The sequence below is a fragment of the Streptomyces sp. NPDC059452 genome (genome assembly GCF_042750035.1).
GTDB lineage: Bacteria > Actinomycetota > Actinomycetes > Streptomycetales > Streptomycetaceae > Streptomyces.
In genome coordinates, this window is sequence record NZ_JBHYVE010000052.1 from 1 (window position 1) to 21765 (window position 21765).

23 protein-coding genes are annotated in these 21765 nt (G+C 70.8%); 9 read left to right on the top strand and 14 right to left on the bottom strand.

The window, feature by feature from the left end; translation table 11 throughout:
- Positions 1 to 353: 353 nt before the first annotated feature.
- Positions 354 to 1007 (bottom strand): DNA-3-methyladenine glycosylase, encoded by a 654-nt coding sequence (locus ACFW9Z_RS35430; RefSeq protein WP_384647706.1) that lies wholly within the window; start codon positions 1005 to 1007, stop codon positions 354 to 356.
- Between the two features lie 87 nt (positions 1008 to 1094).
- Between ACFW9Z_RS35430 and ACFW9Z_RS35435 the strand changes: the two genes are divergently transcribed.
- The 3 genes from ACFW9Z_RS35435 (at position 1095) to ACFW9Z_RS35445 (ending at position 3182) form a co-directional block, all read left to right on the top strand.
- Complete coding sequence (locus tag ACFW9Z_RS35435; RefSeq protein WP_384647708.1) at positions 1095 to 1877, top strand: sporulation protein; 783 nt, start codon at positions 1095 to 1097, stop codon at positions 1875 to 1877.
- Positions 1878 to 1985: 108 nt separating this feature from the next.
- A complete protein-coding gene (locus ACFW9Z_RS35440; protein ID WP_384647710.1) occupies positions 1986 to 2531 on the top strand; it encodes a YbhB/YbcL family Raf kinase inhibitor-like protein in 546 nt (181 codons plus the stop codon).
- 138 nt (positions 2532 to 2669) lie between these two features.
- Positions 2670 to 3182 (top strand): HNH endonuclease, encoded by a 513-nt coding sequence (locus ACFW9Z_RS35445; RefSeq protein WP_384647712.1) that lies wholly within the window; start codon positions 2670 to 2672, stop codon positions 3180 to 3182.
- Positions 3183 to 3276: 94 nt separating this feature from the next.
- On the opposite strand, the gene ACFW9Z_RS35450 is transcribed toward ACFW9Z_RS35445, so the two are convergent.
- From ACFW9Z_RS35450 to ACFW9Z_RS35465, 4 genes are all read right to left on the bottom strand, one after another.
- Positions 3277 to 4044, bottom strand: coding sequence for a sulfite exporter TauE/SafE family protein (locus ACFW9Z_RS35450; protein WP_384647714.1), 768 nt, complete (start codon positions 4042 to 4044; stop codon positions 3277 to 3279).
- An 84-nt stretch (positions 4045 to 4128) separates the two neighbouring features.
- Positions 4129 to 5160, bottom strand: coding sequence for an SPFH domain-containing protein (locus tag ACFW9Z_RS35455; RefSeq protein ID WP_384647717.1), 1032 nt, complete (start codon positions 5158 to 5160; stop codon positions 4129 to 4131).
- Between the two features lie 117 nt (positions 5161 to 5277).
- Positions 5278 to 5706, bottom strand: coding sequence for an NfeD family protein (locus tag ACFW9Z_RS35460; RefSeq protein ID WP_384647719.1), 429 nt, complete (start codon positions 5704 to 5706; stop codon positions 5278 to 5280).
- Positions 5707 to 5902: 196 nt separating this feature from the next.
- Positions 5903 to 6700 (bottom strand): ABC transporter ATP-binding protein, encoded by a 798-nt coding sequence (locus ACFW9Z_RS35465; RefSeq protein ID WP_384647721.1) that lies wholly within the window; start codon positions 6698 to 6700, stop codon positions 5903 to 5905.
- Positions 6701 to 6859: 159 nt separating this feature from the next.
- On the opposite strand from ACFW9Z_RS35465, the gene ACFW9Z_RS35470 reads away from it, so the two are divergent.
- Entirely contained in the window at positions 6860 to 7651 is a 792-nt protein-coding gene (locus ACFW9Z_RS35470) for a hypothetical protein (RefSeq protein WP_384647724.1), read from the top strand.
- Positions 7652 to 7948: 297 nt separating this feature from the next.
- Here the strand turns inward: ACFW9Z_RS35470 and ACFW9Z_RS35475 are convergent, their stop codons facing one another.
- The 3 genes from ACFW9Z_RS35475 to ACFW9Z_RS35485 form a co-directional block, all read right to left on the bottom strand.
- Positions 7949 to 8200: a chaplin gene (locus tag ACFW9Z_RS35475; RefSeq protein ID WP_018488230.1), complete on the bottom strand. Its 252-nt coding sequence runs from the start codon at positions 8198 to 8200 to the stop codon at positions 7949 to 7951.
- Positions 8201 to 8312: 112 nt separating this feature from the next.
- The gene (locus tag ACFW9Z_RS35480; RefSeq protein WP_384647726.1) at positions 8313 to 8957 is read right to left on the bottom strand and encodes a response regulator; all 645 of its coding nucleotides are present in this window, start codon (positions 8955 to 8957) and stop codon (positions 8313 to 8315) included.
- The gene (locus ACFW9Z_RS35485) at positions 8950 to 10095 is read right to left on the bottom strand and encodes a GAF domain-containing sensor histidine kinase (RefSeq protein WP_384647728.1); all 1146 of its coding nucleotides are present in this window, start codon (positions 10093 to 10095) and stop codon (positions 8950 to 8952) included. The genes ACFW9Z_RS35480 and ACFW9Z_RS35485 overlap by 8 nt, the downstream gene beginning before the upstream one ends.
- A gap of 242 nt (positions 10096 to 10337) precedes the next feature.
- Between ACFW9Z_RS35485 and ACFW9Z_RS35490 the strand changes: the two genes are divergently transcribed.
- From ACFW9Z_RS35490 to ACFW9Z_RS35500, 3 genes are all read left to right on the top strand, one after another.
- Positions 10338 to 11060, top strand: coding sequence for an SDR family NAD(P)-dependent oxidoreductase (locus ACFW9Z_RS35490; protein WP_384647730.1), 723 nt, complete (start codon positions 10338 to 10340; stop codon positions 11058 to 11060).
- A gap of 260 nt (positions 11061 to 11320) precedes the next feature.
- On the top strand, positions 11321 to 12406 hold the full coding sequence (locus ACFW9Z_RS35495) for an S-adenosylmethionine:tRNA ribosyltransferase-isomerase (protein WP_384647732.1): 1086 nt from the start codon (positions 11321 to 11323) through the stop codon (positions 12404 to 12406).
- Positions 12407 to 12678: 272 nt separating this feature from the next.
- Complete coding sequence (locus ACFW9Z_RS35500) at positions 12679 to 13428, top strand: transglycosylase SLT domain-containing protein (RefSeq protein WP_384647734.1); 750 nt, start codon at positions 12679 to 12681, stop codon at positions 13426 to 13428.
- Between the two features lie 87 nt (positions 13429 to 13515).
- On the opposite strand, the gene ACFW9Z_RS35505 is transcribed toward ACFW9Z_RS35500, so the two are convergent.
- Positions 13516 to 16176 (bottom strand): FHA domain-containing protein, encoded by a 2661-nt coding sequence (locus ACFW9Z_RS35505; protein ID WP_384647736.1) that lies wholly within the window; start codon positions 16174 to 16176, stop codon positions 13516 to 13518.
- 237 nt (positions 16177 to 16413) lie between these two features.
- Here ACFW9Z_RS35505 and serB point away from each other — a divergent pair, with 237 nt between their 5' ends.
- Positions 16414 to 17736: a phosphoserine phosphatase SerB gene (gene serB, locus ACFW9Z_RS35510; protein ID WP_384647739.1), complete on the top strand. Its 1323-nt coding sequence runs from the start codon at positions 16414 to 16416 to the stop codon at positions 17734 to 17736.
- A gap of 154 nt (positions 17737 to 17890) precedes the next feature.
- Here serB and ACFW9Z_RS35515 read toward each other — a convergent pair whose 3' ends face one another.
- The 4 genes from ACFW9Z_RS35515 to ACFW9Z_RS35530 all read right to left on the bottom strand — a co-directional run bounded on the left by ACFW9Z_RS35515 (position 17891) and on the right by ACFW9Z_RS35530 (position 20388).
- A complete protein-coding gene (locus tag ACFW9Z_RS35515; protein WP_093693188.1) occupies positions 17891 to 18409 on the bottom strand; it encodes a histidine phosphatase family protein in 519 nt (172 codons plus the stop codon).
- A 112-nt stretch (positions 18410 to 18521) separates the two neighbouring features.
- On the bottom strand, positions 18522 to 18728 hold the full coding sequence (locus tag ACFW9Z_RS35520) for a hypothetical protein (protein ID WP_384647742.1): 207 nt from the start codon (positions 18726 to 18728) through the stop codon (positions 18522 to 18524).
- A 149-nt stretch (positions 18729 to 18877) separates the two neighbouring features.
- Complete coding sequence (locus ACFW9Z_RS35525) at positions 18878 to 18994, bottom strand: SGM_5486 family transporter-associated protein (protein WP_384647744.1); 117 nt, start codon at positions 18992 to 18994, stop codon at positions 18878 to 18880.
- Between the two features lie 17 nt (positions 18995 to 19011).
- Complete coding sequence (locus ACFW9Z_RS35530; RefSeq protein WP_384647747.1) at positions 19012 to 20388, bottom strand: CynX/NimT family MFS transporter; 1377 nt, start codon at positions 20386 to 20388, stop codon at positions 19012 to 19014.
- Positions 20389 to 20534: 146 nt separating this feature from the next.
- Between ACFW9Z_RS35530 and ACFW9Z_RS35535 the strand changes: the two genes are divergently transcribed.
- Positions 20535 to 21209 (top strand): FadR/GntR family transcriptional regulator, encoded by a 675-nt coding sequence (locus tag ACFW9Z_RS35535; RefSeq protein WP_384647749.1) that lies wholly within the window; start codon positions 20535 to 20537, stop codon positions 21207 to 21209.
- Between the two features lie 18 nt (positions 21210 to 21227).
- Here ACFW9Z_RS35535 and ACFW9Z_RS35540 read toward each other — a convergent pair whose 3' ends face one another.
- Positions 21228 to 21599, bottom strand: a complete 372-nt coding sequence (locus tag ACFW9Z_RS35540; protein ID WP_384647751.1) for a hypothetical protein — start codon at positions 21597 to 21599, stop codon at positions 21228 to 21230.
- Positions 21600 to 21765: the final 166 nt, after the last annotated feature.

The following is a 21765-nucleotide window of genomic DNA, read 5'->3' on the forward strand; positions in this document are numbered from 1 at the left end:
TTCGAGGTTCTTCGCTTTCGCGTTTTCCCTTTCCGGCGGTTCCAACTTTACCAGACTCTTTTTCGTTCCGTTTCCGGTCCGAATTCGATTTCCGGCGGCCTGTGGAGCGGCCTTTGCCTTTCGGCTGCCTTTCGGCGTGTCCACTACGTTAGCCCATTCCCTTGGCAGCTCATAATCGAGCCTGTCGAGCGAATTACGGGCACGCCGAATTCGCACCCGCCAGGGTGAGTCGTAGGTAGTGGTTTGGCCTCTTTGGGGCTGCTGGGTCCGGTCCGATGGACCGTGCCGACAGCTGTACCCGTGTCAAGTGGCTCGGACTACATTAGGCGTCCGCCCAGGGCGCGTCAAGTCGCTCATGGGGTTCCCGATGTCCGGCGGCGGCGCGGGACATGGGCGCGGTACGGGCTCACCGTGGGGTCGCTCTCGATCCAGAAGCGCCAGGGCTGGTGCGCCCCGTCACCGCCGACTCCGGTGCGGGGGCCGCTGCGTACCTGGTCACGCGGGGGCGGGGTGCCGTGGAGTACCGACAGTGCGGGGGCGGGGCCGGCGAAGAGGTCGCTGCCGTTCAGCGTCCGGTCGACATCGAGGGCGGTGGCGAGGCGGGCGGGGCCTTTGGCCAGTTCCTTGTCGTTCCGGGCCGAGAGACGTCGTTCGCGGGCCAGGCCGGCGCCGACGTTGATCTCGCCGGCCCGGAGCAGCACTCCGCTCGCCCGGCCTTCCGGGCCGCAGACCAGGTTGAGGCAGTGCCACATCCCGTACGTGAAGTAGACGTATGTATGGCCGGGCGGGCCGAACATCACGCTGTTGCGGGCGGTGCGGCCGCGGAAGGCGTGCGAGCCGGGGTCGGCCTCGCCCGCGTACGCCTCCACCTCCGTGAGGCGCATCTCGATCGTGCCTTCGTCGCTGCGGCGGACGAGCGTGCGGCCCAGGAGGTCGGGGGCGACCTCCAGGACGGAGCGGTCGAAGAAGTCGCGCGTCAGTGGTGCGCGGTCCAAGCCCTTGGTCATGCCGTCCGAGGGTACTGGGAGAGGGAGCCCGGGAACCGGCTACGGTCATGGCGCGTATCTAGGGGTCAGGACCAAGAAGGAGTGAACATGGGCTTCAAGCGGCTGCTCGCGAGTCTGGGTGCCGGGGGTGCCTCGGTGGAGACCGAGCTCACCGAGGTGAACGTCGTCCCCGGTGGGGTCGTACAGGGTGAGGTGCGGATCGAGGGCGGGTCGGTGCCGCAGCAGATCGAGGGGCTCTCCGTCGGTCTGCGGGCGCGGGTCGAGGTCGAGAGCGGTGACCAGGAGACCAAGCAGAACATCGAGTTCGCCAAGGTGCGGCTCGGTGGGGCCTTCGAGGTGCAGGCGGGGGCGGTGCACGTGGTGCCGTTCGGTCTGGAGATCCCTTGGGAGACGCCGGTCACGATGTTCGCCGGTCAGCACCTGCGCGGTATGGACATCGGGGTGACCACCGAGCTGGAGATCGCCCGCGCGCTGGACTCCGGTGACCTGGACCCGATCAACGTGCACCCGCTGCCGGCGCAGCAGGCCATCCTCGACGCGTTCGGACAGCTGGGCTTCCGCTTCCGCAGTGCCGACATGGAGCGCGGTCACATCCGGGGCTCGCGTCAGCGGCTGCCCTTCTACCAGGAGATCGAGTTCGTGCCCCCGGCGCAGTACCGCGGGCTGAACCAGGTCGAGCTGACGTTCGTCGCGGACGACCGCGAGATGGACGTCGTCCTGGAGATGGACAAGAAGCCGGGACTGTTCAGCGAGGGCAGCGACTCGTACCGCGCGTTCAAGGTCGGTCTGCACGACTTCCAGCAGACGGACTGGGCCGCGTACCTCAACCAGTGGCTCGCCCAGGTCGGCGGACAGCGCAACTGGCTCTAGGGGCCGGGCCGGTGGAGCCTTCCCGGGGTGGGTATGGAAATGCGTCCATGATCTGTTGAGGCCGGTGGAAGACCTGGCCAAGAGCTGTCGATCAGGAAAGGTGCTGACGTGACCGAGCTGAAGAGGGCCCCTCTCCCGCACGACTTCCATCCGGAAGTGCCCGCGTTCACCGTGACGAGCAAGGATCTCGCCCCGGGTGCCGTGCTGGGGGACGCCCAGGTGCTTGCGTCCGGGAACACTTCGCCGCACCTGCGGTGGGAGGGGTTCCCGGCGGGGACCAAGAGCTTCGCCGTGACGTGCTTCGACCCGGACGCCCCGACGGGGAGCGGGTTCTGGCACTGGGTGGTCTTCGACATCCCGGCGACGGTGACCGAGCTGCCGGCCGGTGCGGGCAGCGGTGCGTTCGAGGGGCTGCCCGCCGGGGCCGTCCAGGCCCGTAACGACTACGGGTCCAAGGACTTCGGCGGGGCCGCGCCGCCCGCCGGGGAGAACCACCGCTATGTGTTCACCGTGTACGCGGTGGACACCGACACGCTCGGCATCGACAGTGACGCCTCGCCCGCGGTGGTCGGTTTCAACCTCCGCTTCCACACGCTGGGGCGTGCTCGGCTGATCGGTGAGTACGAGGCTCCCGCCGCCGGTTCCGCCGATTAGTTCGCCTGTTGTTTGCCCTGCTCTGGTCTTGGAGAGACCAGAGCAGGGCATTTTTTATTGCGTTGTCCATCGCGGCCTGCCCAGCCAGAGTTGATCCGGGCCTGCCAGGGGGCGGGCGGCACACGGGAGGTGGGCAGGATGCGTGACACGCTGGTTCTCAACGCGAGCTTCGAGCCGCTGTCGACAGTGACGCTCAACCGTGCGGTGGTCCTGATCCTGACGGACAAGGCCGTCGTCGAGCAGTCACATCCCGAGCTCCGTATGCGTGGTGCCGCCGTGGACATTCCGGTGCCCCGGGTGATCAGGCTCTGCCGGTACGTACGGGTGCCGTTCCGAAGACAGGCTCCGTGGTCCCGGAGGGGTGTGCTCGTACGGGACCAGTACCGGTGCGCGTACTGCGGGAAGCGGGCGTCCACCGTCGACCACGTGGTGCCGCGTGCCCAGGGCGGTCAGGACACCTGGCTGAACACGGTGGCCTCCTGTGCCGAGGACAACCACCGCAAGGCGGCCCGGACACCGGACCAGGCGGGGATGCCGTTGCTGAAGCAGCCGTTCGTCCCCTCCCCCGCCGAGGCGATGCTGCTGGCCATGGGGGCCGGTGACCGGGCGGAGCTGCCGGAGTGGCTGGACCGGGCTGCGGCGGCTGCGTAGAACGGCGGCTGCCGCGTGGAGCGGTGGCGTAGGTGACGTACGCCTGATGGTTGATGCGTGGGCCCGTCCCCGGGTGGGGGCGGGCCCACGTGCGTCAGCGGAGCAGCAGCTGGACGATGGCCGCCGTGCCGACAACGACGATGAGGGCGCGCAGTACGGTGGGGCTGAGGCGGCGGCCGACCGTGGCCCCTATCTGACCGCCGATCGCCGAGCCGACCGCGATGAGGACGACCGCCGTCCAGTCGAAGTCCGCGACGAAGAGGAAGAACAGCGCGGCGATGGTGTTGACCACGGCGGCGAGGACGTTCTTGACGGCGTTGAGGCGCTGGATCGTGTCGTCGACCAGCATGCCCATCAGGGAGAGGTAGATGATCCCCTGTGCGGCGGTGAAGTAGCCCCCGTAGACGCTGGCGAGGGTCAGTCCGGTGAAGAGGAGCGGGCCGCCGTCGGGGCGGGCGGGGGCGCCGGTGCGCTCACGGCGGCGCTGGACGGCTTTGCTGATGCGTGGTTGCAGGATCACCAGGACGAGGGCCATGGCGACCAGGACCGGGACGATCGTCTCGAACGCCGTGGAGGGCAGGGCGAGCAGGAGGGTGGCTCCGGCGAGGCCGCCGACGGCGGCTCCGACGCTCAGTCTGAGGATGCGGCGGCGTTGTCCTGCCAGCTCCTTGCGGTAGCCGATGGCCCCGCTGATGGAGCCGGGGATGAGGCCCAGCGAGTTGGAGACGGTGGCGGTGACCGGGGGGAGGCCGGTGGCGAGCAGGACGGGGAAGGTGATCAGGGTGCCCGAGCCGACGATCGTGTTGATCGTGCCCGCACCGACTCCCGCCGCGAAGACGGCGAGTATTTCCCAGATGGACAAGGCCATCTCCTTCGATGGTCAGTGATGCCTCCCCGCCATGAAGGTCGAGGGGCCTCACTGATCATGCACGAAGGGGCTGGAGGGTCAGTGGACCGGGGGCTCCTCGCGTCGTTCGACGGCCTGGCCACGGGGGTTGACCACGCCGGCGCCGCCTCCGTTGCCTGCATTCCCGCCGTTGCCCCCGTTTCCACCGTTCCCGCCGTTGCCCCCGTTGCCGCCGCTGGTGTCGAAGCCGGGGACTCCGCCTCCGAGGTTGCCGAAAGCTCCGCTCAGGCCCTTGAGTGCGTCGCCGATCTCGCTGGGCACGATCCAGAGCTTGTTGGCATCGCCCTCGGCGATCTTCGGGAGCATCTGGAGGTACTGGTACGACAGCAGCTTCTGGTCCGGGTCCCCGGCGTGGATGGACTCGAACACCGTACGGATGGCCTGGGCTTCACCTTCGGCGCGCAGGGCGGACGCCTTGGCCTCGCCCTCGGCGCGCAGGATCGCGGACTGCTTCTCGCCCTCGGCGGTGAGGATCTGGGACTGCCGGATGCCCTCGGCGGTGAGGATCGCGGCGCGCTTGTCACGGTCGGCGCGCATCTGCTTCTCCATCGAGTCCTGGATGGAGGTGGGCGGTTCGATCGCCTTGAGCTCGACGCGGTTGACGCGGATGCCCCACTTGCCGGTCGCCTCGTCGAGGACTCCGCGCAGGGCAGCGTTGATCTCCTCGCGGGAGGTGAGGGTGCGCTCCAGGTCCATGCCGCCGATGATGTTGCGGAGGGTGGTGACGGTGAGCTGCTCGATCGCCTGGATGTAGGAGGCGACTTCGTAGGTCGCGGCGCGGGCGTCGGTCACCTGGTAGTAGATGACGGTGTCGATGTTGACGACCAGGTTGTCCTGGGTGATCACCGGCTGCGGCGGGAAGGGGACGACCTGTTCACGGAGGTCGATCCGGTTGCGGATCGAGTCGATGAACGGGACGACGATGTTCAGGCCCGCGTTCAGGGTGCGTGTGTAGCGGCCGAAGCGCTCCACGATGGCCGCGCTGGCCTGCGGGATGACCTGGATCGTCTTGATCAGGGCGATGAAGACGAGCACCACCAGAATGATCAGGACGATGATGATCGGTTGCATCGTGTCTCTCGTGCCCTTCGGTTGCCGACGGATCTCGTGTTGCCGACGGATCTCATGATGATCGACATGATCGACTTCGAGTCTCGCAGAACGGGACCCGCCTCGTGCACCGTTCGCTCACATGACGACGGCCGTCGCTCCGTCGATGTCCACGACATCGACCTGCCGGCCGGGTTCGAAGACCTGGTCCCCGTCGAGCGATCGGGCCGACCAGACCTCGCCCGCGAGCTTGATGCGGCCGCCGGCGGAGGAGACGCGTTCCAGGACGACGGCCTGACGGCCCTTCAGGGCGTCGATACCGCTGGGATGCCCCGTCTGCCCGGCCCGGTGTCTGGCCGCGATCGGGCGGACGACGGCGAGCAGCGCCACCGACACCACGACGAAGACCAGCACTTGGGCGACGATGCCGCCGCCGAGCGCGGCGGTGACGGATGCGGCCAGCGCCCCGACCGCGAACATTGCCAACTCGGGCATCGCGGTCAGGACGAGGGGGATGCCCAGCCCCGCCGCGATAATCAGCCACCACACCCACGCGTCGATGTCCACATGGTCATCGTAGGACTGTCGGTGCGTCACCGACAGGGCGCAGGGGTGGTCAACTGTGGTAAGCGCCCCAGGGATTGCCTCAGGAGTTGTCCCAAGGGTCGTCTCAGGAGTTGTCTCGGGGACTGTCCCAAGGGTTGTCTCGGGGGTTGTCCGAAGGGTCGTCTCGGGGACTGTCCCGGAGGTCGCCCCAGGTCGGTCAGGAGAGCGGCAGGCCGTGGGCGGTGTAGCGGTCGCCGGTGTGCTCGACGATCAGCGGCAGGCCGAAGCAGAGCGAGAGGTTGCGGGAGGTGAGCTCGGTCTCCATGGGACCGGCCGCGAGGATCCTGCCCTGCCGGATCATCAGGACGTGGGTGAAACCGGGCGGGATCTCCTCGACATGGTGGGTCACCATGATCATGGAGGGGGCGTACGGGTCACGGGCGAGCCGACCGAGGCGGCGGACCAGGTCCTCGCGGCCGCCGAGGTCGAGTCCGGCGGCGGGCTCGTCGAGGAGCAGCAGCTCGGGGTCGGTCATCATCGCGCGGGCGATCAGGGTGCGCTTGCGCTCTCCTTCGGAGAGCGTGCCGAACTTGCGGTCCAGGTACTCGGTCATGCCGAGGCGGTCCAGGAAGGCGCGGGCGCGCTCCTCGTCGACGTCCTCGTAGTTCTCGTTCCAGGTGGCGGTCATGCCGTACGCGGCGGTGAGCACCGTCTCCAGCACGGTCTGCCGCTTGGGCAGCTTGTCGGCCATCGCCACGCCCGCCATGCCGATCCGGGGGCGCAGCTCGAAGACGTCGGTGCCGACGCCGCCCAGCTTCTCGCCGAGGACGGTGGCCGTTCCCCTGCTCGGGAAGAGGTAACTGGACGCCAGGTTGAGGAGCGTCGTCTTGCCGGCGCCGTTGGGGCCCAGGATGACCCAGCGCTCCCCCTCCTTGACCGACCAGGAGACGTCGTCCACCAGAGCGCGTCCGTCGCGGACCACGGATACGTCCACCAGCTCCAGTACATCGCTCATGAGCGCGTTGTCTCCCCATGCAGTCTCGTCGAGATCGTCGCGTGCCTGTGGGCACAGTCCCAGGAGAAAACCTACGCCACCGCGCGAGCGCTCCGGCCGTGAGGTCCGTTCCCGGTCCGTTCCTGGTTACGTTCCCGGTCCGTTCCCTAGGCTGTCTCCATGCTTGATGAACCACGTTCAGGGTTGTTGGCCGCCTGGGGGAACGCGCTTCTGGCGGGACTCGTCTCGCCAGACGACGCGGCTCTCGCGATTGTCGGGGAGGACGCGGTGCACCGCGTCGAGGGGCTGCCGGGTGAGGCGGGGCCGGTCGGGCTCACGCTGGCGCTCGGGCGGCTGCGGGGGCTGGGGGCGACGGGTTTCCGGGTCGCGCTGCCGGTGCCGGGGCATCCGCTGGGGCTGAGCGGTCCGGCCGACTTCAACGCGCGGGCGCTGGAGGCGGAGGAGGCGGTGATCGCGTACGGGGTGCCGTACGGGCTGGTGCCGGAGGTGAGCGAGGTCGGGCCCGAGGGGGATCTGCACGTCGAGGTGGTGTGGCGGGTGCTTCCGGTACGGGAGGCTCCGCCTGCGGACGTGCCGTCGCTGGGCGAGGCGGAACGGGAGCTGGCGGAGGCGTTGCGGGATGCGACGGCGGCGCTGTCCCGACTGGACGTGGCCGGTTCCGGTCCGGTGGCGGAGGCGGCGGTGGACGCGTACCGGGCGCGGGCGGAGGGGGGCCGGGGGCGGGATGTGCTGGCGCCCGGGTATCCGCCGCGGGCGGTGCGGGTGCTGGAGCTCGCGCAGCGGGTGGGGCTGCTGGTCTCGGTGGCGTACGGGTACGGGCACGGGGGTGCGGTGAGCGCGTCGGAGATCGCGGCGCGGGGGGACGTGTTGCGGCCGGTGGAGCGGGTGGCTCGGCGGGCGTTGGTGGCGGCCTACAACGCGTATGTGGAGGGCGGGGAGGTTCGGCGGTAGGCCCGCGGGCCTTTGTCCTCAGGCGCCGGACGGGCTGTTCCCCGGGTTCCCCTGGGCGGGGGGCCTGTTCTGGTGCGGGGTTCCCTCGCGAGGGGTCCGTCCTCAAGCGCCGGACGGGCTGGAAGTGGCCGGACAGGGTGGGATTCGCCGGGGCGGGAAGTCCGTTGGCCCCGGGAGCCCCAGCCGCAGGGTTCCGTCCTCAAACGCCGGACAGGCTGGAGTGCGGGGTGGGGTGGGAAAGCGGAAGCCGGACGGGCCCGGGGAACGTGGGCCGTCCGGCTTCCTGGTGCCTGGGTGTCAGTGGTTCAGGCCGAGGTTGCCGAAGGCCGGGTTGAGGAGGCCGATCACGTTGACCGTGTTGCCGACCGCGTTCACCGGGACGTGGACCGGGACCTGGGCCAGGTTGCCGCTGGCGACGCCCGGGGAGCCGACGGCCACGCCGTGGGCGTCGGCGCCGCTGTGGCCGGTGGCGGAGGCGGCACCGGCACCGGCGGCGATGAGCCCGCCCGCGATCATCGTGACGGCGGCGGCCTTCTTCAGGTTCTTCACTTCAGGATCCTCCTAGAAAGGCTGCGGCAAGCCGCCGCAGCGTGCCCTGGAGAACTCCGTGAGGCCGAGAAGGATGCGCCGTTCGGGTGACATCCACCCGACAGTATGAATCTCAGCCCGCAGCCCCGTTCCGTACCGCCCACAGCGCGGCCTGGGTGCGGTCCGCAAGGTCGAGCTTCATCAGGATGTTCGAGACGTGCGTCTTGACCGTCTTCTCGGAGAGGACGAGGGCGCGGGCGATCTCCCGGTTCGACCGTCCGTCGGCGATCAGGCCGAGCACCTCGCGCTCGCGCTCGGTCAGGGTGCTCCCCCGGCCCGTACCGCTGCCCCCGTCGTCCTGGGCGAGGAGTGCGCCGGCCACCTCCGGCTGGAGCAGGACGTGTCCGGCGTGGACGGAGCGGATGGCGCCGGCCAGGGCGTCCGGGTCGACGTCCTTGTAGACGTAACCGGAGGCTCCGGCGCGCAGGGCGGGGACCACCGTGCGCTGTTCGGTGAAGCTGGTGACGATGAGGACCTTCGCCGGGTTGTCGAGCTGGCGGAGCCTGCGCAGGGCCTCGATGCCGTCGGTGCCCGGCATCTTGATGTCCATGAGCACGACATCGGGCCGGAGCTCCTCGGTGCGGGCCACGCCCTCCGCGCCGTCGGACGCCTCGCCGACGACCTCTATGTCCTCCTGGATCTCCAGGAACGTACGGAGCCCCCGGCGGACCACCTGATGGTCGTCGACCAGCAGCACCCTGATGATCTTGTCAGCCACCGGGGACCTCCATCTCGATCGTGGCGCCCTTTCCGGGCTCCGAGTCAACGCTGAGTCTGCCGCCGACGCTCTTGGCCCGGTGGCGCATGGAGACGAGTCCCAGGTGGCGGCCCGCCCGCCGGACGGCGGTGGGGTCGAAGCCGGTGCCGTCGTCGGTGATGCGCAGGAGGGTCGCGGTGGCGCGCCGGACCAGGGTGACGTGCACATGCGCTGCTCCGGAGTGGCGCAGGGCGTTGTGCAGGGCCTCCTGGGCGACCCGGAGCAGCGCCTCCTCCTGGGCGGCGGGCAGGGCGCGTACACCGCTGCTCTCGAAGGTGACGGCGGCTCCGTGGGCCCGGTCCAGTACCTGGATCTGGGTACGGAGGGTGGCGATCAGGCCGTCCTCGTCGAGCGCGGCCGGGCGCAGCTCCACGACGGCCGCCCGCAGCTCGTCGACCGCTTCGGCGGCGAGGACGGCGACCTGCTGGAGCTCCCCCTTGGCGCGGGCCGGGTCACGGTCGACGAGGGCGGCGGCGGCCTGGGCGGTGAGCCGGAGCGAGAACAGCTTCTGGCTGACCGCGTCGTGCAGCTCGTGGGCGAGGCGGGAGCGTTCCTCGGCGATGGTCAGCTCGCGGCTGCGCTCGTAGAGACGGGCGTTGGTGAGGGCGATGGCGGCGTGCTGGCCGAGGATCGAGAGCAGTTCCTCGTCCTCGGCGGTGAAGCCGCAGCCACCCTCGGGCTTGGGGCACATCTTGTTGGCGAGGAAGAGGGCGCCGATGATCTCGTCGCCGTCCGTGATGGGCAGGCCGAGGAAGTCGGACATGTCGGGGTGCGCGTCGGGCCAGCCCTCGAAGCGGGGGTCCTTGCGGACGTCGGCGAGCCGCTCGGGCTTCGCCTGGTGCAGCATCGCGGCGAGGATGCCGTGCTGGCGGGGCAGCGGGCCGATGGCCTTCCACTGCTCGTCGCTCACGCCGTCGACCACGAACTGGGCGAAGCCGCCGTGGTCGTCGGGGACGCCGAGGGCCGCGTACTGGGCGTCGAGCAGTTCACGGGCGGAGGCGACGATCGTCTTGAGGACGTCGCCTACTTCGAGGTGCCGGCTCATGGCGAGCAGCGCGGCACTCACCGCGGCGAGGCCCGACGGTGGGCGATGACTCATGGGATCACCGTACCGGCGGGGGTACGGCGGCCGTATCGGGCCGAGGGCGGCGGTCGGGCGGCCGGGGACCTAGGCCGGGCGCGGTGTCTCCTCGGTCCCGGGTCCTAGGTCCTTCCCGGTCCTAGGACGAAGTGCCGGGTACGGGTGCGGCTCCTGGTCGAGGCGCGGTGCGAGCGGGGCTTCCTACGTTGGAGGCGCCGGGGTCGCCCGGTGGACGCCGAGGGTACGAGGAGACGGTCACGATGCCGGTTGCGTTGATCACGGGTGGTTCGAAGGGGCTGGGGCGCGCGCTCGCCGAGGCGCTGGCCCGGCAGGGGTGGGATCTGGTGCTGGACGCGCGGACGCCTGGGGTGCTGGAGGCGACGGCGGAGGCGGTACGGGGGCGGTACGGGACGCGGGTGGTGGCCCTGCCGGGGGATGTCACGGACCCGGCGCACCGGGCGGAGCTGGTCGTGGCCGCCGGGGAGCTGGGCGGGCTCGACCTGTTGGTGAGCAATGCGAGCGTGCTGGGCGCGGAGCCGCTGGTCCGGCTGGAGGCGCAGTCGCTGGAGGGGCTGCGGCGGGCGCTGGAGACCAATGTGGTGGCCGCGCTCGGCCTCGTACAGGAGGCGTTGCCGCTGCTGCGGAAGTCGGCCGAGGGGGCCGTGGTGATGGTCAGCTCGGACGCGGCGGCGGAGCCGTACGAGACGTGGGGCGGTTACGGGGCGTCCAAGGCGGCGCTGGACCAGCTGGCGGCGGTGCTGGGCGAGGAGGAGCCGGGACTGCGGGTGTGGGCGGTCGATCCGGGCGACATGGCGACGGATCTGTACAGCGCCGCCGTGCCGGACGACGAGGACCCGCGACCGTCGCCGCAGAGCGTGGCGCCCGCGTTCCTGCGGCTGGTACGGGAGCGCCCGGCCAGTGGACGGTTCGCCGCTCCGGCCCTGTTGGAGGAGTCGGCGGGGTCGGCCGGGGGTGCGCGGTGAGCCGCACGGTGGGGGCGGCGCGGCGGGGTGGTGTGGGCGGTGGGGCTCCGGTGGGAGGCGGTGACGTACCGGCGCGGAGCTCCAGGATTCAGGCGGAAGACCGCGGCGCCCCGGCGGAGAGCCGTGGGGCCGGGGAGCGGGGTGCGGTGACCGAAGAGCGAGGCACGGGGGCCGGGGAAGGCGGGGCAGGAGCCGAGCAGCGTGGCGCAGGAGCCGAGCAGCGCGGCATAGGGGCCGGGCAGCGCGGCGCAGGAGCCGAAATGTCGGCTCTGGAAGTTCTGCGGGTGCCTTCTGAGCTTTCGGCGCGGGTGCCGGCCGAGCAGCGGGGGGCCGGGCGGGATGACGTACGGCTGCTGGTGACCCGGGGGACGGCCGTCTCGCACCATGCGTTCCGGGAGCTGGCCGGGCAGCTGCGGGCCGGGGACGTGCTGGTGGTGAACACGTCGGCGACCTTGCCCGCCGCGGTGAACGGGCGGATGGGCGGCGAGCGGGTCGTCGTGCACTTCTCGACGCGGGGCGAGGACGGGCGGTGGGCGGTGGAGCTGCGGGCGCCCGGGCCGTCGGGGGCCACCGCGCCGCGTCCCGGTGGCCCTGCCGGGGGTGTGGTGCGGCTGCCGGGCGGGCGGGAGCTGGTGCTGGAGGAGCCGCTGGGGCCCGTGGTGGGGGCGCGGCTGTGGTGGGCGCGGGTGGGCCGGGACGTACCGGAGCTGTTGCGGCGGTACGGGCGGCCGATCCGGTACGCGTACACGGAGCGGGATCAGCCGCTGTCCGCGTATCAGACGGTGTTCGCGGTCCCGGCGCCCGACGGGCGCGGTTCGGCCGAGATGCCGAGCGCGGCCCGGCCCTTCACGGCCGCGCTGGTGGCGGAGCTGGTGAGCCGCGGGGTGCAGTTCGCCCCGCTGTCGCTGGATACGGGGGTGGCGTCGGCGGAGGCGCACGAGCCGCCGTACCCGGAGCGGTTCTCGGTGCCGGCCACGACGGCGTGGCTGGTGAACGCGGCGCGGGCGGCGGGCGGCCGGGTGGTCGCGGTCGGTACGACGGCGGTGCGGGCCCTGGAGTCGGCGGCGGACGCGGACGGGGTGGTGCGGCCGGTCACGGGCTGGACCGATCTGGTGGTGACGCCGCACCGGGGGGTGCGGGTGGTGGACGGGCTGCTGACCGGGCTGCACGAGCCGGCGGCCTCGCACCTGCTGATGCTGGAGGCGGTGGCGGGCCGCGAGGCGCTGCGGCGCGGGTACGAGGCGGCGGTGGAACGGCGCTACCTCTGGCACGAGTTCGGGGACGTCCACCTCATCCTGCCGAACGAGGAACGTAACGCTCCGGATTGCTCAAGCAACGAGCGGTGAGCCTGTTACGTCACCGATGTGAGCCCGGGCATAGGGCCCACGTCACTTACGAACGTACCTAGTGGACCTAAAATGGCGATTTGGGTAGGCGTGAGCGGGGGTCATTTCGGACGAACAGGACCCTGTTCCACTACCCAGCTTCGTACGTCACACCTTTGCCACGGCATTTTGCTGCCGCTAAGAATTGCTCTCGTCCCCGACGGAGGTGCGCATCACCGCCTCCGGTCTCGTCCTCCGTGAGGACACCTGAGCATTCGAAGAGGTAGCCCTACATGTCTGCGACTCGCATTCCCAGCCGTCTCCGTCGTCTGAACAAGGTCCAGAAGATCTCCGTGGCCGGTGTGTCGGCCCTGGCCGTCGCCTCCCTGACCTTCTCTCTCGTCCCGTCGAACGCCGAGGCCGAGATTGCCCCGCAGGCAGCGGGCGCCGCCGCACCCGTGGCGTTCACCGGAGCGGGCTCCGCCCAGACCAAGGCCGTGCAGGACAGCCTCATCGAGAAGCACTCCACCGCCGAGCAGCTGGTGAAGGCCGCCGACGCCGCGAAGGCGAAGGCCGCCGCCGAGACCAAGGCGAAGGCGGCGAAGGCCAAGGCCGCCGCCGACGCGAAGGACAAGGCCGAGAAGGCCGCCAAGGCGAAGGCCGACGCGAAGAAGCGCGAGTCCGAGGCCGCCAGCCGCTCCACCGCGCGCAAGCCCGTCTACGCCAACAACCTGGACGGCTGGATCCGCGAGGCGATGTCGATCATGAAGAAGGAAGGCATCCCCGGCTCCTACGAGGGCATCCACCGCAACATCATCCGGGAGTCCAGCGGCAACCGCTGGGCGATCAACAACTGGGACATCAACGCCCGCAACGGCGTCCCCTCCAAGGGCCTGCTCCAGGTGATCCAGCCGACCTTCGACCGGTACCACGTCAAGGGCACCAAGAAGGACCTGTACGACCCGGTCGCCAACATCGTCGCCGCCTGCAACTACGCGGCCGACCGCTACGGCTCGATGGACAACGTCTACAGCGCGTACTGAGCCCAGCCGTAGATATGCCGGAGGCCGGCACCCCGTGGGGTGCCGGCCTCGGCGTCGTTTCCGTACTCGGCCTCCGTACACGGCCCGTTACTTGCGCATGACCTCGGGCTCGTGGCGGCGCAGCAGCCGGGCGACCGCGACACCGCAGATGACGGCGATCACCAGCAGGACGGAGATGTTGATCCCCCACTGGGTCGCCGTGGCCTCCCACAGGGGGTCGAGGTCGGTCGGGTTCTTCGGGTCCCACGGCGGCATCAGGTGGGCCAGGTCCAGCGTGGTGCCGGCCGCGGCCACGCCCCAGCGGGACGGCATCAGCCAGGTGAACTGCTCCAGGACGGGCGTCCCGTACACCTGGAAGAGGACTCCGGTGAAGACGAGCTGGACGATCGCGAACATGACCAGGAGGGGCATGGTCATCTCGGAGGTCTTGACCAGCGCGGAGATCATCAGCCCGAACATCATCGAGGCGAGGCCGAGCACCACGATGGAGATGCAGATCTCGACGGCCGGAGGCAGGAACAGCCCCTCGGCCGGCAGGTCACGGGCGGCGAAGCAGATCCCGCAGAGGATGACGCTCTGGAAGGCGGTGATCACGCCGAGCACGATCACCTTGGAGACCAGATAGGCCGAGCGGGAGAGGCCGGTGGCCCGTTCCCGTTCGTAGATGACGCGTTCCTTGATCAGTTCTCGTACGGAGCTGGCCGACCCGGCCAGGCAGATGCCGACCGCGAGGATCAGCAGGATCATTCCGGCTTTCCCGTTGAACTGGGTCGGCGGGGTGGGCGGCGCCAGCCCGAAGTCCGCCGGGATGACCGCGGCCAGCACACCGATCACCGCGGGCAGCGCCACCATCAGGCCGAGGAAGGCCTTGTCGGAGGCGATGACGGAGGTGTACCTGCGCACCAGGGTCCACAGCTGCGTGCCCCAGCTCTGCTGCTTGGGGGGCCGCATCTGCTGGGGCGGCGGCATGTGCACGGACTGCGCGGCGACGGCGTCGATGTCGGCGGCGTACATCTGGTAGTGCTGCGAACCGCGCCAGCGGCCCGCCCAGTCGTAGTCGCGGTAGTTCTCGAAGGCCGAGAAGACATCGGCCCAGGTGCTGTAGCCGAAGAAGTTCAGCGCCTCCTCCGGCGGACCGAAGTACGCGACGGCGCCGCCGGGCGCCATCACGAGCAGCTTGTCGCAGATGGCCAGCTCGGCCACGGAGTGCGTGACGACGAGCACCGTACGGCCGTCGTCGGCGAGGTCACGCAGCAGCTTCATGACATCGCGGTCCATGCCCGGGTCGAGGCCGGAGGTCGGCTCGTCCAGGAAGATCAGCGACGGCTTGGTCAGCAGCTCCAGGGCGACCGAGACCCGCTTGCGCTGGCCGCCGGAGAGCGAGGTGATCCTCTTGTCCTTGTGGATGTCGAGCTTGAGCTCGGCGAGGACCTCGGTGATCCGGGCCTGGCGCTCGGCCTCGGTGGTGTCGGCGGGGAAGCGGAGCCTGGCCGCGTACTTGAGGGCCTTGGCGACGGTCAGCTCCTTGTGCAGGATGTCGTCCTGCGGGACCAGACCGATGCGCTGACGCAGCTCGGCGAACTGCTTGTACAGGTTCCGGTTGTCGTAGAGGACGTCACCCTCGTTGGCGGGCCGGTAGCCGGTGAGCGCCTTGAGCAGGGTGGACTTTCCGGAGCCGGAGGGGCCGATGACCGCGACCAGCGACTTCTCCGGGACGCCGAAGGAGACGTCCCGGAGGATCTGCTTTCCGCCGTCGACCGTCACCGTGAGGTGGCGGGCGGAGAAGGAGACCTGGCCGGTGTCGACGAACTCTTCCAGCCGGTCGCCGACCAGGCGGAACGTGGAGTGGCCGACGCCGACGATGTCGTTCGGGCCGATGAGCGCCGAGCCGGACTTCTGGAGCGGCAGACCGTTGACGTAGGTGCCGTTGTGCGAGCCGAGGTCGCGGATCTCGAACCGGCCGTCGGGCGTCGCGTGGAACTCGGCGTGGTTCCGGGAGACCTGGAGGTCGGAGACGACCAGCTCGTTCTCCAGCGCACGGCCGATACGCATGACCCGGCCGAGCGAGAGCTGGTGGAACGTGGTCGGGCTGCGGTCGCCGTAGACCGGCGGCGCCCCCGCCGCGCCGCCGTGGACCGGGGCGGCCGGCTGCGCCGAACCCTGCTGGTGCGGAACCTGCTGGTACGGGCCCTGCTGCTGGGGCTCCGGCGACTGCTGCGGCCACGCCTGCTGGGGCGGGGCCTGGTGCTGCTGCGCCTGGTGGGCGGGTGCCTGATGCTGGGCCTGCTGCTGCGCCTGGTGGGCGGGCGGCTGGTGCTGGGCGGGTGCCTGCTGGCCGGACCAGGCGCCGGCCGCCTGCGCGTGCTGCTGATGCGGCTGCTGAGGCTGGTGGTGCGCGGGGGCCTGGTGGGCGGCGGGCTGACCGCCATGGGCGCCCGCGCCGGCGGCACCGGCGAAATTCAGCCGCGGGCCGTCGGTGGCGTTGCCCAGGTGCACGGCGACGCCGGGCCCGACCTCCACCCGCTGGATCCGTCGGCCCTGGAGATAGGTGCCGTTGGTGGAGCCGTGGTCCTCGATGGACCAACTCCGGCCGTCCCAGCTGATCGTGGCGTGCCGCCACGAGACTCTGGCGTCGTCGATCGTCAGGTCCCCCTGCGGATCACGTCCGAGGGTGTACGGCCTGGACGGATCGAGCGTCCAGGTGCTGCCATTCAATTCCAGTACGAGTTCCGGCACTCCGCGCCCCACTAGTTGTCCCCCGAGTTACCCCCGTCGCAGGGAGTCTAGGGATGCTGAACATCGTGGGGAACTATTCCAGGACCAGTCCCTTATCCGAAAGTCGGGCCGGTGAAGACGGGCCGCGAAGCGGAGAAGCGGTGCGATCCCGGCACAAAGGGGACACCGGGCGGAAAGCCCCGTTCCTTCCGTCCGGCACTCGGGACGGGCGGCCGGACGCGGCCCCGGGACCGATACGGTGGGAACACCATGAGCGCATCTCAGCCACCTCAGTCTCCCTCCTCCCCCGAGCTCCCCGATCCCCGTCGGGACGGCGGCGAGCCCGCCCGGGACAGCGACGCGTCCCCTCCTCTCGTGGACGGCACCCCTCCCCTCGTGGACGACACACCCACCCTGCTCGTCAAGATCTTCGGCAAGGACCGCCCCGGCATCACCGCCGGACTGTTCGACACCCTCGCCGCGTACTCCGTCGACGTCGTGGACATCGAGCAGGTCGTCACCCGGGGCCGGATCGTGCTCTGCGCCCTGGTCACCTCGCCCACCGCGGGCGGGACGACCGAGGGCGATCTGCGGGCGACCGTGCACAGCTGGGCCGACTCCCTGAAGCTCCAGGCCGAGATCATCTCGGGCATCGGTGACAACCGGCCGCGCGGGTACGGCCGTTCCCATGTGACCGTGCTGGGGCACCCGCTCACCGCGGAGTCGACCGCCGCCATAGCGGCCAGGATCACCTCGACCGGCGGGAACATCGACCGCATTTTCCGGCTGGCGAAGTACCCGGTGACGGCCGTCGAGTTCGCGGTGTCGGGGACCGGGACCGAGGAGCTGCGGACCGCGCTGGTGACCGGGGCCGCGGAGATCGGCGTGGACGTCGCGGTGGTCTCGGCCGGGCTGAGCCGCCGGGCGCAGCGCCTGGTCGTCATGGACGTGGACTCCACGCTCATCCAGGACGAGGTGATCGAGCTCTTCGCGGCCCACGCGGGCTGTGAGGACAAGGTCGCCGAGGTCACCGAGCAGGCGATGCGCGGCGAGCTGGACTTCGAGCAGTCGCTGCACGCCCGGGTCGCGCTGCTGGCGGGGCTGGACGCCTCGGTGGTGGACAAGGTCCGCGCCGAGGTGCGGCTCACGCCCGGTGCCCGCACCCTGATCCGTACGCTGAAGCGCCTCGGGTACCAGGTGGGCGTCGTCTCGGGCGGGTTCACCCAGGTCACGGACGACCTGAAGGAGCGCCTCGGCCTCGATTTCGCCTCCGCCAACACCCTGGAGGTGGTGGACGGCAAGCTCACCGGGCGGGTCGTCGGCGATGTGGTGGACCGGGCGGGCAAGGCCCGGCTGCTGCGGAGCTTCGCCGAGCAGGCGGGGGTACCGCTCGCGCAGACGGTGGCCATCGGGGACGGGGCGAACGACCTCGACATGCTGAACACGGCGGGGCTCGGGGTCGCCTTCAACGCCAAGCCCGTGGTCCGCGAGGCGGCGCACACCGCGGTGAACGTGCCGTTCCTGGACACCGTGCTCTATCTGCTCGGCATCACCCGCGAAGAGGTCGAGGCAGCGGACGGCCTCGTCGACTGACACCCCGCCCGTACGCCTGCCGGTTCCGGGGGCGCACGCATACGGCTGCCGGCGCTTTCGGGGGCGTACGGAAGAGGGCCCCGGCGCTACTCCTGGAATCCGAGGAGAGGTGCCGGGGCCCTGCGCGTTCACGTGGTCAGCGGGAGCCGGGCGCTCAGTCGTTCGGCGTCCAGTACTCGGTGAGCCGGCCCGCCCCGTGCTCCACGCTCTTCCAGGAGCCGGGGAACTCCACCACCGCGTACGACGCCGTCGGGAAGCCGTCCCGGGTCATCCGGGCCAGGGTGTCGCCCTCGGCCGAGCCGGAGAGGGCGTCGGCGGCCCCGTGCATCCCCGGGTTGTGGCCGATGACCAGGAGGTTGCGGACCTCGTCCGGGGTCTCGTTGAAGAGGGCGATCAGTTCGCCGAGGGAGGCCTCGTACAGCCTCTCCTCGTAGACGGTCCTGGGGCGCTGGGCGAATTCGTGGACCGCCAGCTTCCAGGTCTCCCGCGTCCTGACGGCGCTGGAGCACAGGGCCAGGTCGAAGTCGATGCCGGAGTCGGCGAGCCTGCGGCCGGCCACGGGCGCGTCCTTGCGACCGCGCTCGGCCAGCGGGCGCTCATGGTCGGAGGACTGCGACCATTCCGCCTTGGCATGCCTGAGAAGGACGATCCTGCGAGGTGTCTCGACGCTCATACACCTCAGCTTCGCATGAAACGCGGCCTCGGGCGCAGGGTGTTGACGGGCTCATCCGGAAGGTTGACGCGCTGGTCCAGGGTGTGCGGGGTGTGTTCGTCATGGTGCGTGCTCAGTGGGCGAGCAGGTGGAGCGTGCGCTCGATCAGCTGTCCGAGTGCGGGGTCGACGGTGGCGGCCTGTGCCTGCCCCGGGCTCATGATCATGATCAGCAGAGCGGCGAACGCGACGGCCGGAAGCGCCACGGCCCACCAGGGCAGCCGTATCTCCACGCGGTTGGCGGCCGGGCGGTGGGACCTGGGGTGCGCAGGGACCGGCATGTCCGCCTCCGTGGGGTGTTCGGTTCGTTACCGAAAAACCTACGGAAGGAGCCGGGCCGGGCCCATCCGGTGATCCACCCACTTCACCCTGACCCTGGCCCCCTAGGGGATGGTGGTGCAGACCCCACCATCCACGGGGGCGGCAGGCGTCAGGGGGAGGCGATCGCGGCGATCACACCGATGACCACCGTGACGACGAGCATCGCTCCGAAGACGAGGAGGAGCTTCTTCTGACCGTTCTGGGGATGCGGATCGAGCACTGGCATGGGACCAGTCTCGCATCTCAGCACTCGTCCTCGATCGTCCGGGCCCGCCCCGCCAGCACCCCGGCCGCCATCTGCGGGATCATCAGCCCCGCCATCAGGGCGATCGGCAGTCCCCAGCCGCCGCTGTGCTGGTAGAGCACGCCGACGAGCAGCGGCCCCGGGATCGAGAGCAGATAGCCGGTGGACTGGGCGAAGGCGGAGAGCCGGACCACGCCCGCCCCGGTCCGCGACCGCATCCCGATCATGGTGAGGGCGAGCGGGAAGGCGCAGTTGGCGACGCCGAGCAGCAGCGCCCAGGCCCACGCACCGGCGGCCGGGGCCAGGTAGAGGCCCGTGTAGCCGATCAGGCCGCACAGTCCGAGGACGATGACGATGGGGCCCTGCTGCTTGAGCCGGCCGGCGACCCGGGGGATGACGAAGGCGAGCGGGACGCCCATCGCCATGGTGACCGCGAGCAGGACACCCGCCGTACCGGCCGGGACCCCGGCGTCGCGGAAGATCTGCGGCATCCAGCCCATGGTGATGTACGCGGCGGTCGCCTGGAGCCCGAAGAAGCAGGCGAGCGCCCACGCGGTCCGGCTCCGGGTGATCCGGAGCGCCGGGGCGTCGGCGGGGTGGGCAGCCGCCCGACCGGCAGCCGTGCCCTTACCGCGTGCGGCCCGACCGGCCTCGGTACGACCGGGCGCGGGCTGTCCAGGCGCGGGCTGTCCGGGCAGGCGCTGTCCGGGGGCCGGGGTGCGGTCCCGTACGAGGACGATCCAGGGCAGCACCGCGAGCGCGGCGAGCCCGGCCCAGACGGCGAGCCCGGACTGCCAGTTCCCGCCCATCGCGCCGGTCAGCGGCACGGTGACGGCGGCGGCGAGGGCCGTGCCGAGGGCCAGGGCCATGGAGTAGAGGCCGGTCATGGTGCCGACGCGGTCGGGGAACCAGCGCTTGACGATCACCGGCATCAGGATGTTGCTGACGGCGATGCCCATCAGGGCCAGGGCGCTGGCGGCCAGGAACCCGGCGGTGGAGCCGATGTACGGGCGGATCACCAGGCCCGTCGCGATGGCGGCCATGCCCGCGCAGACGACGGCGCCCGCGCCGAAGCGGCGGGCGAGGCGGGGGGCCATGACCCCGAAGACCGCGAAGCAGAGCGGCGGTACGGAGGTCAGCACGCCCGCCACGCTGCCGCTCATGTGCAGCCCCTCGCGGACCTCTTCGAGGAGGGCGCCGAGGCTGGTGATGGCGGGGCGGAGGTTGAGGGCGGCCAGGACGAGCCCGACGGCGATCAGCCGCAGCAGCCAGGGGGCGGGGGCTCCGGCCGTGGAGGGGAGCTGCGGGGGCGGAGGGCCGGCGGGGGTGCGCGCGGCGCCGCCGCGGTTCAGGGTCTGGGTCTCGTCGTCCGGCATGAGGCCATCATAGAATCATGGGATGATTGATTGTCCAATCCTCCGGAGCCTCCGGAAACCCCGGTCCGTCCGGTCCCCCGCTTCCCCCGGCTGCCCTGGGAGAATCCCCCGGAACCCGACCTCACGGCTCACGAGCAAGGAGCACCATGGCGCTGACGTCTCCACGGCGTTCGGCACTCGCCGACCAGGTGATCGCGCAACTGCGGAACCAGATCACCTCGGGCGAGTGGCCGGTCGGCTCACGGATTCCGACCGAGCCGGAGCTGGTCGAGCAGCTCGGCGTGGCCCGTAACACCGTGCGCGAGGCGGTGCGGGCCCTGGCGCACAACGGGTTGCTGGACATCCGGCAGGGCTCGGGCACCTATGTGATCGCCACGAGCGAGCTGGCCGGGGTGATGCACCGCCGCTTCGCCGCCGCCGACCCGCGCCACATCGCGGAGCTGCGCTCGACGCTGGAGTCCTCGGCCGCCCGGCTGGCCGCCGTACGGCGCACCGAGCGCGATCTGCGGCAGCTCGACACCCTGATGGCGCGCCGGGAGGAGGCCTGGACCTCGGGGGACGCGGAGGCGTTCGTCGCGGCCGACGCGACGCTGCACCTGGCGGTGGTCGCGGCCTCGCACAACGACGTCCTGACCGAGCTCTACGCGGACCTGGGCGATCTGCTGCGTGATTATCTGCGCGGTGACGTGGGCCCTGAGCTGCGCCCCGAGAACCATATGGATCACGCGCGACTGGTGGAGGCGATCCGGGCCGGGGACGCGGAGACGGCGGCGGCCGAGGCGGCGAGCCACGCGCTGAACTGCCTGGCGGACCGGGTGTAGCACCTCACCCGGACACCTTCAGACCGGCGCCGGCCGGTGGCTGACCCAGGCCGTCGCGATCTCCTTCCAGCAGCGGTCCTCCAGCCGTACGGTCCGCCCCGGCGCCACCGCGACCGTGGCGCCGTCCGCGTCCACGTCCCACCAGCGGGCGCACTCGGTGTGGAGCCGGACCAGGTCGGTGGAGGGGTAGGGGTTGTAGCAGTACGCGACGACCCGGGAGCCCTCGATCGTCGTACGGCACTCGGAGCCGGCCGGTTCGGGCTTCGGGGGCTCCGCCCGCGTACCGGAGTCGGCGCCACTGGCGGCGTGGACCCCCAGGGGTACGGCGAGTGCGGCGGCGGCCACCGACGCGGCCAGCAGGAGACGGGTTCGGCGACGCGTGGGGCGCACAGCGATCTCCCTCCCGCAGCCTGACCAGAAGTCCGGTTCCTCCACATTCTGCGGTGGATCGGCCGACTTTTCGACCGGAGCGAGCGCACACGGTAACGGCCCCCGGCCGCGTACCGCCCGGAAGAACCGGGAGGGGTACGCGGCCGGGGGCCGTTCAGCAGGGGTG